Here is a 13,710-nt window from a genome sequence, read left to right on the forward strand (position 1 = left end):
ATCCTCTCACACCACATTGCCGGGCTCGCACCGGCGCACGAACCCACCATGGCAAGCACGACTCTCGGCGTCAAGGTCGACGACCTTCTCCGCTCGCGCCTCAAGGACGCAGCCGCGCGTCTCGAGCGCACTCCCCACTGGCTGATCAAGCAGGCGATCTTCGCGTATCTCGAGCGGATCGAGCACGGCCAGTTGCCGCCCGAGCTGTCGGGCCACAGCGGCGTCACGGAGCTCGCCGACGGCCAGGCTGCGGATGGCGACGACGACAACTCGCCGCATCCGTTCCTCGAATTCGCGCAGAACGTGCAGCCGCAATCGGTGCTGCGCGCGGCGATCACGGCCGCGTACCGCCGCCCCGAGCCGGAATGCGTGCCGTTCCTGCTCGGCCAGGCGCGCCTGCCCGCGAACCTGCAGGCGGACGTGCAGGCGCTCGCGACGAAGCTCGTCGAGGCGCTGCGCGAGAAGAGCTCGGGCGGCGGCGTCGAAGGGCTGATCCACGAATTCTCGCTGTCGAGCCAGGAAGGCGTCGCGCTGATGTGCCTCGCCGAGGCGCTGCTGCGCATTCCCGATCGCGCGACGCGCGATGCGCTGATCCGCGACAAGATCAGCAAGGGCGACTGGCGCTCGCACGTCGGCCACGCGCCGTCGCTGTTCGTGAACGCGGCGACCTGGGGGCTGATGATCACCGGCAAGCTCGTGACGACCAACAGCGAAGCGGGGCTGTCGTCGGCGCTCACGCGCCTGATCGGCCGCGGCGGCGAGCCGCTGATCCGCAAGGGCGTCGACATGGCGATGCGCCTGATGGGCGAGCAGTTCGTCACCGGCGAGACGATTTCCGAAGCGCTCGCGAACAGCCGCAAGTACGAAGCGCGCGGCTTCCGCTACTCGTACGACATGCTCGGCGAAGCGGCGACGACCGAAGAGGACGCGCAGCGCTACTACGCGTCGTACGAACAGGCGATCCACGCGATCGGCAAGGCGGCCGGCGGCCGCGGCATCTACGAAGGCCCGGGCATCTCGATCAAGCTGTCGGCGCTGCACGCGCGGTACTCGCGCTCGCAGCAGGACCGCACGATGAGCGAGCTGCTGCCGCGCGTGCGCGCGCTGGCGCTGCTCGCGCGCCGCTACGACATCGGCCTGAACATCGACGCGGAGGAAGCCGACCGTCTCGAGCTGTCGCTCGACCTGCTCGAGGCGCTGTGCTTCGATCCGGATCTCGCGGGCTGGAACGGCATCGGCTTCGTGGTGCAGGGCTACCAGAAGCGCTGCCCGTTCGTGATCGACTACCTGATCGATCTCGCGCGCCGCAGCCGTCACCGCCTGATGATCCGTCTGGTCAAGGGCGCGTACTGGGACACCGAGATCAAGCGTGCGCAGGTCGACGGCCTCGAAGGTTATCCGGTCTATACGCGCAAGATCTACACGGACGTGTCGTACCTCGCGTGCGCGAAGAAGCTGCTCGCCGCACCCGACGCCGTCTATCCGCAGTTCGCGACGCACAACGCGTACACGCTCGCCGCGATCTACCAGCTCGCGGGCCAGAACTACTACCCGGGCCAGTACGAATTCCAGTGCCTGCACGGGATGGGCGAGCCGCTGTACGAGGAGGTCACCGGCCGCGACAAGCTGAACCGCCCGTGCCGCGTGTACGCGCCGGTCGGCACGCATGAGACGCTGCTCGCGTACCTGGTGCGCCGCCTGCTCGAGAACGGCGCGAACACGTCATTCGTGAACCGCATCGCGGATAAATCGGTGTCGGTGAAGGAACTGGTCGCCGATCCGGTCGACGAAGCGTCGAAGGTCGTGCCGCTCGGCGCGCCGCACGCGAAGATCCCGCTGCCGCGCAACCTGTACGGCGACGAGCGTCCCAACTCGATGGGCCTCGACCTGTCGAACGAACACCGCCTCGCGTCGCTGTCGTCCGCGCTGCTCGCGAGCGCGCACTTCCCGTGGCGCGCGGCGCCGATGCTCGCCGACGACACGCTCGCCGACGCGCCGGCCCGCGACGTGCGCAACCCGGCCGACCAGCGCGACACCGTCGGCACCGTCAGCGAAGCGACGGCCGAACACGTGAGCGCGGCACTCGCGCATGCGGTGGCCGCCGCGCCGATCTGGCAGGCGACGCCGGTCGACGCACGCGCCGATTGCCTGGTGCGCGCGGCCGACCTGCTCGAAGCGCAGATGCACACGCTGATGGGCCTGATCGTGCGCGAAGCCGGCAAGTCGCTGCCGAACGCGATCGCCGAGATCCGCGAAGCGGTCGACTTCCTGCGCTACTACGCCGCGCAGATCCGCGACGAATTCTCGAACGACACGCACCGCCCGCTCGGTCCCGTGGTCTGCATCAGCCCGTGGAACTTCCCGCTCGCGATCTTCATGGGCCAGGTGGCCGCCGCGCTCGCGGCCGGCAACACGGTGCTCGCGAAGCCGGCCGAACAGACGCCGCTGATCGCCGCCCAGGCCGTGCGCCTGCTGCGCGAGGCCGGCGTGCCGGCCGGCGCGGTGCAGCTGCTGCCGGGCGACGGCGAGACCGTCGGTGCGGCGCTGGTCGCCGATCCGCGCACGCGTGCGGTGATGTTCACCGGTTCGACCGAAGTCGCGCGCCTGATCAACAAGACGCTGTCGGCGCGCCTCGACCCGGACGGCAAGCCGATCCCGCTGATCGCGGAAACGGGCGGCCAGAACGCGATGATCGTCGACTCGTCGGCGCTCGCGGAGCAGGTTGTCGCGGACGTGATGCAGTCGTCGTTCGACTCGGCCGGTCAACGGTGTTCGGCGCTGCGCGTTCTGTGTCTGCAGGACGATGTCGCGGACCGCACGCTGACGATGCTGAAGGGCGCGATGCACGAGCTGGCGCTCGGCAACCCCGACCGGCTGTCGACGGACGTCGGCCCGGTGATCGACGGTGAAGCGAAGCAGACGATCGACACGCACGTCGCGGCGATGAAGGAGAAGGGCCACGCGGTCACGCAGCTGCCGGCGCCGGAAGCCTGCGCGCACGGCACGTTCGTGCCCCCGACGCTGATCGAGATCGGCAGCATCGACGAGCTGAAGCGCGAAGTGTTCGGCCCCGTGCTGCACGTGGTGCGCTACCGCCGCAGCCAGCTCGACAAGCTGCTGGAGCAGATCCGCGCGACCGGCTACGGCCTGACGCTCGGCATCCACACGCGGATCGACGAGACGATCGCGCACGTGATCTCGAATGCGCACGTCGGCAACATCTACGTGAACCGCAACGTGATCGGCGCAGTGGTCGGCGTGCAGCCGTTCGGCGGCGAAGGGCTGTCGGGCACGGGCCCGAAGGCCGGCGGCGCGCTGTACCTGCAGCGCCTGCTCGCGACGCGTCCGTCGGGCCTGCCGCGTTCGCTCGCGCAGACGCTGATCGCGGACGGCGCGGTCGAAGGCGATGCGCGCGGCAACCCGGCGGCAGCGCTCACGACGCTGCGCGACTGGCTGATCGAGCAGCGCGAGCCGGCACTGGCCGCGCGTTGCGACGGTTACCTGGCGCAGGTGCCGGCCGGTGCGACTGCCGTGCTGACCGGCCCGACGGGCGAGCGAAACACGTATACACTCGGCCCGCGCGGCACGGTGCTGTGTGTCGCGGCGACGCCGGGCGGCGCGCGCGCGCAGTTCGCGGCGGTGCTGGCGACCGGCAACCGCGCGCTGTTCGCGGGCGCGGCCGGCGAGGCGCTGGTCGCCGCGCTGCCGGCGTCGCTGAAGGCGCATGCGACCGTGCGCAAGCAGGCCGATACGCCGTTCGACGCGGTGCTGTTCGAAGGCGACAGCGACGAACTGCAGACGCTCGTGAAGGACGTCGCGCAGCGGCCGGGCCCGATCGTGTCGGTGCAGGGCGTGTCGGTGGGCGCGTTCGAGAACGGCGATGCGGAAGATTACGCGCTGGAACGGCTGCTGACGGAGCGCTCGGTGAGCGTGAACACGGCCGCGGCGGGCGGCAATGCGAATTTGATGACGATCGGCTGATCATCCTTGCCGTTCGGATCAAACAAAGGAAGCGGCCAGGCGATCCCGAAGCCGCTCCATTTACCCTGGTACCAAGGAGATGCTATGCAACACACGATGAAAAAGGTGGCAGGCGCGACGTTCGTCGCGGTCATGTCGCTGGCGGGGACGGCCCATGCGGATGACGTGAAGATCGGTTACGCAGGGCCGATGACGGGCGCGCAGGCGCACTACGGCAAGGATATGCAGAACGGGATCGTGCTCGCGATCGAGGATTTCAACGCGACGAGCCCGAAGATCGGCGGCAAGCCGGTGAAGTTCGCACTCGACACGCAGGACGACCAGGCTGACCCGCGCACCGGCACGACGGTCGCGCAGAAGCTCGTCGACGACGGCATCAAGGGCATGCTCGGCCACTTCAACTCGGGCACGACGATTCCGGCCTCGCGCATCTACGCGAACGCGGGCATTCCGCAGATCGCGATGGCGACCGCACCGGAATACACGCAGCAGGGTTACAAGACGACCTTCCGCATGATGACGTCCGACACGCAGCAGGGCTCGGTGGCCGGCACGTTCGCGTCGAAGGATCTCGGCATGAAGAAGATCGCGATCGTCGACGACCGCACGGCCTACGGCCAGGGTCTCGCCGACCAGTTCGAGAAGGCCGCGAAGGCCGGCGGTGCGACGATCGTCGACCGTGAATTCACGAACGACAAGGCGGTGGACTTCAAGGCGATCCTGACCAAGCTGAAGGCGGCGAAGCCGGATCTCGTCTACTACGGCGGCGCGGATTCGCAGGCTGCACCGATGGTCAAGCAGATGAAGACGCTCGGCATCACCGCCCCGCTGATGAGCGGCGAAATGGTGAAGACGCCGACGTTCCTGAAGATCGCGGGCAACGCGGCCGACGGCACGATCGCTTCGCTGGCAGGCCTGCCGCTCGAAGAAATGCCGGGCGGCAAGACGTACGCCGACAAGTACAAGAAGCGCTTCGGCGAAGACGTGCAGACCTACTCGCCGTATGCGTACGACGGCGCGATGGCGCTGTTCAACGCGATGAAGAAGGCCGATTCGACCGATCCGGCGAAGTACCTGCCGGTGCTCGCGAAGACCGACATGGCCGGCGTGACGTCGACGCACGTCGCGTATGACGCGAAGGGCGACCTGAAGAACGGCGGCATCACGATGTACAAGGTCGAGAAGGGCGAGTGGAAGCCGCTGAAGAGCATCGGCGGCAAGTAAGCAGCCTGATGTGACGCGCGGGCGGCGTTGCAATGCGTCGTCCCGCGCCTCATGCGAAAAAGCCACCTGGCCGTCGGGCCGGGTGGCTTTTTCTTTTTTCCGCGGAGGGCAAGCGGCTACAAGCGAATTTAAGCGGCTATATGCGCCTATTCGCGACGCACACGCAGCAGGAACTTCTGCAGCTTGCCCGTAGGCGTGCGCGGCAGCGCCTGCACGAACGTGAACTCACGCGGAATCTTGTACGCGGCGAGCCGCTCGCCGCAGAACGCGCGCAGCGCGTCCGCGTCGGGCACCGTGCCCGCGCGCGGCACGACGTGCGCGACGACCGTCTCGCCCCAGTCGGGATGCGGGACACCGACGACGGCCGCCTCGGCGATGTCCGGATGCGCGCCGAGCACGTCCTCCACTTCCTTCGAATAAACGTTCTCGCCGCCCGTCACGATCATGTCCTTCAGCCGGTCGACGATGAACAGGTAGCCATCCTGATCGATTCGCGCGATGTCGCCGGTGCGATACCAGCCGTGCGGCGCGAACGCGGCGCGGGTCGCGGCCGCATCGTCGAGATAGCCGAGCATCATGCTGTCGGTCTTCAGCCAGATCTCGCCGGTCTCGCCCGGCTGCGCGTCGATGCCGTCCATCCGCACGACGCGCAGGTCGACGCCCGGGCCGCCGTGGCGGCCGATCGAACCGGCCTTCGCGATCTGCTCGTCCGGATACAGCGTCGTGCCGGCCGGGCCCGCTTCCGTCATGCCGTACACCTGGAAGAACGCGTCGCTGCGATACGCGCGCGCGAGCCGTTCGGCCTGCGCGGCGCCGATCGGGCCGCCGCCGTACAGCCATGCGCGCACGCTCGACAGGTCGAACGCCGCGAAACCGTCGATCGTGTCGAGCGGCAGCAGGTACGATACCGGCGCGCCGAAATACAGCGTCACGCGCTCGCGCTCGACGGTTTGCAGGAACCGCAGCGGATGGTATTCGCGCAGCAGCACGACGGTGCCGCCCGCATACAGCGTGCCGCCGAACCAGTTGTTGAGCGGCGACGAATGCCAGATCGGCATCGCCATCAGCGTGCGCTCGTTGCGGCCGATGCCGGTCGCGAGGGCCGCCTGCATCGCGGCGAGCGTCACGGTGCGGTGGCTGTGCACGCAGCCTTTCGGGTGGCCGGTCGTGCCGGACGTATAGAGGATCTGCGCGATGTCGCCGTCGGCCGGCTCGATGCCCGCGAGGCCGTCCATCGTCGCGCACAGCGTGTCGAAGCACGGCACGCCGTCGAGCTCGCCTTCGGTCACGAGCCGTCGCGCGGGATGCACGATGCGCTCGACCACCGGCGCGAGCGTCACGTCGAACAGCAGCGCCTTGCTGCGGCTGTGTTCGAGCACGTAGTCGACTTCCGGCGCCTGCAGCTTGTGGTTGATCGGCACGAACGTCGCGCCGAGCCGCCACGCGCCGAACATCAGGTCGACGAAGGCCGGCGTGTTGAAGCACATCGCGGCGACACGGTCGCCGGCCGCGACGCCGAGCGCGCTCAGCACGGCCGCCGCGCGGTGCGAGCGCTCGCGCGCGGCGGCATAGGTGATCGTCGCGGATTCGCTGACGAGGAACGGTTTGTCGGGCGTCGCGCGGGCGGCGCGGTCGAGGGCGGCGACGAGGTTCATCGGGGCTCCGGGCGGGCGAACGAAGGCGAGCGGGGGCGAACGGGGGAACCGGGCCGGACGAACGGGCGTCAGGCCGGGTACGCGCGCTGCAGCAGCGCGGCGACGTCGATCGCGTGCGGGTCGAAGCCGCCCGCGACGCGGCCCCAGTCGGGCGCGGCAAGCCGTGTCGCGACGAACGCGTCGGCGACGGCCGCCGGCGCGTCGCGGCGCAGCAGGCACGCCTGCGCGACGAGCGCGAGGCGCTGCGCGAACACGCGGCCCGACGCCTCGAGCGTGTCGGCCGGTGCGTCGAGCATCGCGCGCAGCGCGTCGAGCGCCGCGCGGATGCGCGGTTCGCCCGCGCCGAGATCGGCGAGTTCGGTGAACAGCGCGGCAGCCGCGTCGGGTTCACGCGACACCGCGCGCAGCACGTCGAGGCACATCACGTTGCCCGAGCCTTCCCAGATCGAGTTGACGGGCGCCTCGCGGAACAGCCGCGCGATCGGGCCGTCGTCGACATAGCCGTTGCCGCCGAACACTTCCATCACCTCCCCGGTCAGCTCGACCGCGCGCTTGCACACCCAGAATTTCGCGGCGGGCGTGACGATGCGCTTCCAGGCGCGTTCGCGCGGCGAGTCGTCGCGCTCGAACGCGTCGGCCAGGCGCATCGCCAGCACGAGCGCGGCTTCGCTTTCGAGCGCGAGATCGGCCAGCACGGTGCGCATCAGCGGCTGTTCGGCGAGCGCGCGGCCGAATGCATGGCGCTGGCGCGTGTACGCGATCGCCTGCACGACGCCCTGGCGCAGCATCGCCGCACTGCCGAGCACGCAGTTCAGCCGCGTGTAGGTGGCCATCTCGATGATGGTCGGAATGCCGCGGCCTTCGTCGCCGAGCATGATGCCCCACGCGTCGTTCAGCTCGATCTCGCTGCTCGAGTTGCTGCGGTTGCCGACCTTGTCCTTCAGCCGCTGGATCTCGACCGCGTTCTTCGTGCCGTCCGGCCGCCAGCGCGGCACGTAGAAGCACGACGGACCGCCGCCTTCGGTCTGCGCGACGACGAGGTGCGCGTCGCACATCGGCGCGGAGAAGAACCACTTGTGGCCGCGCAGCCGGTATTCGCCGCCGCGCCCGCCCGCGCCGACGGCGGTCGCGAGCGTCGTGTTCGCGCGCACGTCGGAGCCGCCCTGTTTCTCGGTCATGCCCATGCCGAACCAGATCGAGCGCTTGTCGGCGACCGGCACGTCGCGCGGATCGTAGTCGTCGCTGTAGAGCTTGTCGCGCAGCAGCGCCCACAGCGCGGGCTCCTTCTGCAGCACGGGGATCGCGGCCTGCGTCATCGTCGCCGGGCACAGCGTGCCGGCCTCGATCTGGCCATGCAGGTAGAAGCCGGCCGCGGTCGCGGCCCAGCGGCCGCGGCGCGACTCGCGGAACGCGAGCGACACGAAGCCTTCCTGGCGGTACCGGCCGAGCAGCGCGTGCCACGCCGGGTGAAAGTCGACGCGGTCGATGCGCCGGCCGCGCCGGTCGAACGTGTTCAGTTCCGGCGTGTGACGGTTCGCTTCGTCGGCAAGCCGCGCGGTGTCGGCGCTGCCGAGCCACGCGCCGTATGCGTCGAGCCGCGGCACGGCCCAGTCGGCGCCCGCGCGGGTGAGCGCGTCGCGCAGCGCGATGTCCGTCGTGAAGAGGTTATAGTCGACCAGTTCGTCGAACTGGTTCGTGACGGCGTGAGTCGATTCGGTCATCGAGGTTGTCTCCGGTCTCATGCTTCGCGGGCGGCCGGCGTCATGCCGCACGGATGACGCTTCGGCGCCGGTTCCGGCCCCCGGTAAAACGCATGCCCTGCTGATTTCCAGAGTAGCAAATATGCCGCCGCGACATGTTCAGGTTCCGGCGCCGCCCGGCCAGCCGGCGGCGCAACCCGCGCCCGCGTTGCGCCGCCGGCCGCGCCAGTCGCGCGCGCAGGCGAGTTCCGACGCGCTGCAGCAGGCGTTCGTTCAGCTTTTGCTCGAACGCGGCTACGCGAAAGCGACGATCCGCGAGATCGCGGCCGTCGCGGGCGTCAGCATCGGCACCTTCTACGAGTATTTCGGCGACAAGCAGAGCCTCGCGGCGCTCTGCATCCATCGACACGTGCTGGCGCTGGCCGACCGGCTGCGCGACGCGGTGGCGCGGCTGCGCGGTGCGCCGCGGGCCGAACTCGCCGCCGCGCTGGTCGACCTGCAGGTCGACGCGATCGGCGCCGACGCGGCGCTGTGGGGCGCGCTCTTCGCGCTGGAGCGGCAGGTGTCGCCGCTCGCCGCCTACCGCCGGCATTACGACGCGTACGTCGCGCTGTGGCGCGACGCGCTCTCGCACGCGGCCGATCCGCCGCCGGCCGCGCGGCTCGACGGGATCGCGCGGATGGCGCACACGCTCTGCTACGGCGGGCTCTCGCAGGCGCTGCTGACGCTCGGGCCCGCGTTCGACATCGCCGCGCTGCGCGATGAACTGCGGGCCGTGCTGCTCGCCTATCTGGCGGCGGCCGGCCGGTAGCATCCCTTCAGGGAAATGCCTGATTCGCATGTCGGCCGGGCAGGCGAGCCTTGCCGCCGTGTACTTCTCTCCATGGGCCATGAGAAAAATGCATGGCCGCCATGACGAACTTTCGTTTGTCCGCCGATATTGGCTCGGGCTAAATCATGCGGCAGATGCAGGCCGCGCGCGTCGCGCGGGGCCGCCCGAAGGACATCAGAAGGAGGAGTCATGCGAAGCGCCACCGCGCCCCGTTCGAAACTGCCCGACGTCGGGACGACGATCTTCACGGTGATCGGCCAGCTGGCCGCCCGGCACGATGCGTTGAACCTGTCGCAGGGGGCGCCGAATTTCGCGCCCGATCCGGCGCTCGTCGAAGGCGTCGCGCGCGCGATGCGCGACGGGCACAACCAGTACGCACCGATGGCCGGCGTGATGGCGCTGCGCGAGCGGCTCGCGGAAAAGACCGAGGCGCTGTACGGCGCGCGCTACGACCCGGCCACCGAGATCACGGTGATCGCGAGTGCGAGCGAGGGGCTGTACGCGGCGATCAGCGCGCTCGTGCATCCGGGCGACGAGGTGATCTACTTCGAGCCGTCGTTCGACAGCTATGCGCCGATCGTGCGGCTGCAGGGCGCGACGCCTGTCGCGATCAAGCTGTCGCCGGAGCACTTCCGCGTGAACTGGGATGAAGTGGCGGCCGCGATCACGCCGCGCACGCGGATGATCATCGTCAACACGCCGCACAACCCGACCGCGACCGTGTTCTCGGCCGACGATCTCGAGCGGCTCGCGCAGCTCACGCGCGACACGGGCATCGTCGTGCTGTCCGACGAAGTCTACGAGCACGTCGTGTTCGACGGCGCGCAGCACCAGAGCGTCGCGCGCCACCGCGAGCTGGCCGAGCGCAGCGTGATCGTGTCGTCGTTCGGCAAGTCGTTCCACGTGACCGGCTGGCGGGTCGGCCATTGCCTCGCGCCGGCCGAACTGATGGACGAGATCCGCAAGGTGCACCAGTTCATGGTGTTCTCGGCCGATACGCCGATGCAGATCGCGTTCGCGGAGATCCTCGCGCGGCCGGACAGTTATCTCGGCCTGTCGGCGTTCTACGAGGCCAAGCGCGACCTGCTCGCGCGCGAGCTGGCCGATTCGCGTTTCGAGTTGCTGCCGAGCGAGGGCTCGTTCTTCATGCTCGCGCGTTTCCGGCACTTCTCGGACGAAAGCGACAGCGATTTCGTGCTGCGCCTGATCCGCGACGCGCGCGTCGCGACGATTCCGCTGTCGGCGTTCTACACCGACGGCACCGACGCCGGCGTGATCCGGCTCAGCTTTTCGAAGGACGACGCGACGCTGGTCGAAGGCGCGCGGCGGCTGCGTTCGCTGTAACCCCCCGTACGGCATCCGGCCACGGGCATCCGGCGACGGGTACGTCGCATCGACCAGACACAGGAGATCACGATGAAGCACACGGCCACCCTGAAACTCGCGTTCGCACTCGCGTGCGCCATCGGTTCCGGCGCGGCGCTCGCCGATGCGCAGACGCTGCGCTTCGGCCTCGAGGCGCAATACCCGCCGTTCGAATCGAAAGCGCCGAACGGCGACCTGCAGGGCTTCGACATCGACGTCGGCAACGCCGTCTGCCAGACGGCGAAACTGTCGTGCAAATGGGTCGAGACGTCGTTCGACGGCCTGATTCCCGCGCTGAAGGGCCGCAAGTTCGACGCGATCAACTCGGCGATGAATGCGACCGAGCAGCGGCGCCAGGCGATCGACTTCACGACGATCATCTATCGCGTGCCGACCCAGCTGATCGCGCGCACCGGCAGCGGCCTGCTGCCGACGCCGGAATCGCTGAAGGGCAAGCGGGTCGGCGTGCTGCAGGCGTCGATCCAGGAAACCTTCGCGAAGGCGCACTGGGAGCCGGCCGGCGTCGCGGTCGTCGCGTACCAGGACCAGAACCAGGCGTATGCGGATCTGGTCGCGGGCCGTCTCGACGCGACGCTCGTGCTCGCACCGTCCGGCCAGCGCGGCTTCCTGTCGCGTCCGGACGGCAACGGTTTTTCGTTCGTCGGCCAGCCCGTGCACGACGACCGGATCCTCGGCAGCGGCATCGCCTTCGGGCTGCGCAAGGGCGACAGCGCGCTGAAGGCGAAACTCGATGCGGCGATCGACAAGCTGAAGGCGGACGGCACGGTGAAGTCGCTCGGCCTGAAGTATTTCGGCGATATCGACATTTCGGCGAAGTAAGCGGGGCTGCGCGATGCAGAACCGGAACACGACCGCCGCGGGCGGCGAACCGGCGGGCACCCCGCTGTCGGGTGACGCGCTCGAAGCCGTGCTCGTCGCCGAACTGGGCGATGCGCTCGTCACGCGCGCGGCCGACATCGATCCGCGTCATTTCACCGCCTACAACGAGCCGGCCGGCGCGCGGCCGCGCGCGCTGGTGCGTCCGCGCAGTGTCGACGACGTGTCGCGCACGCTCGCGCTGTGCGCGCGGCTCGGCCAGGCGGTCGTGCCGCAGGGGGGCCTGACGGGGCTCGCGCGCGGCGCGGTCGCGCTCGGCGGCGAGGTCGTGCTGTCGATGGAACGCTTCACGGGCGTCGACGCGCTCGACGCGGCGGCCGGCACGATGACCGTGCGCGCCGGGACGCCGCTGCAGACGGTGCAGGAAGCCGCGGAAGCGGCGGGTTTCACGTTCGGTGTCGATCTCGGCGCACGCGGCTCGTGCCAGATCGGTGGGATGCTCGCGACCAACGCGGGCGGCACGCGCGCGATCCGCTACGGGATGATGCGCGAGCAGGTGCTCGGGCTCGAGGCCGTGCTCGCGGACGGCACGGTCGTGTCGTCGATGAACCGGATGCTGAAGAACAACGCGGGCTACGACCTGAAGCAGCTGTTCATCGGCAGTGAGGGGACGCTCGGCGTCGTCACGCGTGCGGTGCTGCGGCTGCATCCGTTGCTCGCCGCGCCGGCCACGGCGCTCTGCCGCGTGCGCGACTACGACGCGGTCATCGCGCTGTGGAATCGCGTGCGCACGCTGCCGGAGGTCGTCAGTTTCGAGGCGATGTGGCCGGCGTTCTACGACTACGTTGCGCGCCGCACGCCGGGCGTCTCGGCGCCGTTTGTCGGCGACGACGGCTTCGCGGTGCTGATCGAATGCGCGACGAGCGCACCGGGCGGCGATGCGCACCAGGCGCTGGAAACCGGCCTCGCGGCCGGGATCGAGGCCGGGCTCGTGGAGGATGCGGTGCTCGCGACGTCGGAGCGGCAGGCGCGGGACTTATGGACGCTGCGCGAAGGCCTCGCGATCGACGCGCTGCCGCATCTGGTCAACTTCGACGTGAGTTTGCCGACCGGCGAACTCGGCGTGTTCGCCGAACGCTGCGAAGCGGCGCTGCGCATGCAATGGCCGGATGCCGTGTGCCTGTTCTTCGGGCATGTCGGCGACGGCAACGTGCATATCGGCGTGTCGCTGGCCGGGATAAGCGATGCGGACGCCGATGCGCTCGATCACTGCGTGTACGCGGTGGTGCGGGACATGGGCGGTTCGGTGTCGGCCGAGCACGGGATCGGCGTGCTCAAGCGGCCCTATCTCGCGCACACGCGCAGCGACGCGGAAATCGGGCTGATGCGACGCCTGAAGGCCGCGCTCGATCCGGGCGGCATCCTGAATCCCGGCAAGGTGCTTTGACGGCGGCATTGCCTGCCGCCGCCGGGCGCCCGTCTGCGTGATTCGTCAGCCGTCCACCCAGCGCAGCGCGCCGATCTTCAGGTGTTCGACGACGCTGCGCGCCCATCCGAGCTCGGCATTGAGCAGCACGAGCGCATGTTCGTTCTGCAGCAGGAACAGGCGCGGCACCTGGTCGGCCTGCGCGGCGTTGCGCAGCGTTTCGAGGCGCTCGCGCTCGGCGTCGAGCCGGGCGATCCGAAGCTCGAGCTGGTGGCGGGCATCTTCGGCGTCGAGCAGCGGCAGGAATGCGAGGCCGGCGCCGAACGCCGGGAATTCGCGCGCGGGCTCCGCGAGCAGCGCATGCAGCCATGCCTGCCCGGCCGTGTGCCCGGCCTCGGTCAGCGCATACAGCGTGCGCTCGGGAAACGCGCCATCGCGCTCGGTGTCGTGAACGGCGATCAGCCCGTCGCGCAGCAGCCGGTCGATCGTCTGGTAGAGGCTCGTGCGCTGCCGGACGTTGACGACTTCGTCGTACCCGCGGGCCTTCAGTTGCTGCAGCATCCCGTACGGATGCATCGGCGTTTCGGTGAGCGTCGCGAGGACGGCCAGCGCGAGCGGGGACGGGCGACTAGCGGACATGAATAGTTATCACATATCTAGTAAGAATATAACTATTCTCGACGAAACTAT

The 13,710-nt window shown here is 69.3% G+C and carries 9 protein-coding genes; 6 read left to right on the top strand and 3 right to left on the bottom strand.

Annotated elements, in window-relative coordinates; translation table 11 throughout:
- Nucleotides 1-48: 48 nt before the first annotated feature.
- Both putA and DPV79_RS24045 read left to right on the top strand, forming a co-directional pair.
- A complete protein-coding gene (gene putA, locus DPV79_RS24040; RefSeq protein WP_113046645.1) occupies nucleotides 49-3,981 on the top strand; it encodes a trifunctional transcriptional regulator/proline dehydrogenase/L-glutamate gamma-semialdehyde dehydrogenase in 3,933 nt (1,310 codons plus the stop codon).
- 84 nt (nucleotides 3,982-4,065) lie between these two features.
- The gene (locus DPV79_RS24045) at nucleotides 4,066-5,205 is read left to right on the top strand and encodes a branched-chain amino acid ABC transporter substrate-binding protein (protein ID WP_027788703.1); all 1,140 of its coding nucleotides are present in this window, start codon (nucleotides 4,066-4,068) and stop codon (nucleotides 5,203-5,205) included.
- A 146-nt stretch (nucleotides 5,206-5,351) separates the two neighbouring features.
- On the opposite strand, the gene DPV79_RS24050 is transcribed toward DPV79_RS24045, so the two are convergent.
- Both DPV79_RS24050 and DPV79_RS24055 read right to left on the bottom strand, forming a co-directional pair.
- Nucleotides 5,352-6,860 (bottom strand): class I adenylate-forming enzyme family protein, encoded by a 1,509-nt coding sequence (locus DPV79_RS24050; RefSeq protein ID WP_021164407.1) that lies wholly within the window; start codon nucleotides 6,858-6,860, stop codon nucleotides 5,352-5,354.
- A gap of 68 nt (nucleotides 6,861-6,928) precedes the next feature.
- Entirely contained in the window at nucleotides 6,929-8,581 is a 1,653-nt protein-coding gene (locus DPV79_RS24055; protein ID WP_113046646.1) for an acyl-CoA dehydrogenase family protein, read from the bottom strand.
- A 121-nt stretch (nucleotides 8,582-8,702) separates the two neighbouring features.
- Between DPV79_RS24055 and DPV79_RS24060 the strand changes: the two genes are divergently transcribed.
- The 4 genes from DPV79_RS24060 to DPV79_RS24075 all read left to right on the top strand — a co-directional run bounded on the left by DPV79_RS24060 (nucleotide 8,703) and on the right by DPV79_RS24075 (nucleotide 13,041).
- The gene (locus tag DPV79_RS24060; RefSeq protein ID WP_113046647.1) at nucleotides 8,703-9,371 is read left to right on the top strand and encodes a TetR/AcrR family transcriptional regulator; all 669 of its coding nucleotides are present in this window, start codon (nucleotides 8,703-8,705) and stop codon (nucleotides 9,369-9,371) included.
- A 210-nt stretch (nucleotides 9,372-9,581) separates the two neighbouring features.
- A complete protein-coding gene (locus DPV79_RS24065) occupies nucleotides 9,582-10,736 on the top strand; it encodes a pyridoxal phosphate-dependent aminotransferase (protein WP_027788697.1) in 1,155 nt (384 codons plus the stop codon).
- 72 nt (nucleotides 10,737-10,808) lie between these two features.
- Nucleotides 10,809-11,597: an ABC transporter substrate-binding protein gene (locus tag DPV79_RS24070; RefSeq protein WP_048026164.1), complete on the top strand. Its 789-nt coding sequence runs from the start codon at nucleotides 10,809-10,811 to the stop codon at nucleotides 11,595-11,597.
- 13 nt (nucleotides 11,598-11,610) lie between these two features.
- A complete protein-coding gene (locus DPV79_RS24075) occupies nucleotides 11,611-13,041 on the top strand; it encodes an FAD-binding oxidoreductase (protein WP_113046648.1) in 1,431 nt (476 codons plus the stop codon).
- Between the two features lie 45 nt (nucleotides 13,042-13,086).
- On the opposite strand, the gene DPV79_RS24080 is transcribed toward DPV79_RS24075, so the two are convergent.
- Nucleotides 13,087-13,659 carry a PadR family transcriptional regulator gene (locus DPV79_RS24080; RefSeq protein ID WP_021164267.1) on the bottom strand — a complete coding sequence of 191 codons (573 nt, stop codon included), beginning with the start codon at nucleotides 13,657-13,659 and terminating at the stop codon, nucleotides 13,087-13,089.
- Between the last annotated feature and the right edge of the window lie 51 nt (nucleotides 13,660-13,710).

The organism is Burkholderia reimsis (assembly GCF_003294055.1).
Taxonomy (GTDB): domain Bacteria; phylum Pseudomonadota; class Gammaproteobacteria; order Burkholderiales; family Burkholderiaceae; genus Burkholderia; species Burkholderia cepacia.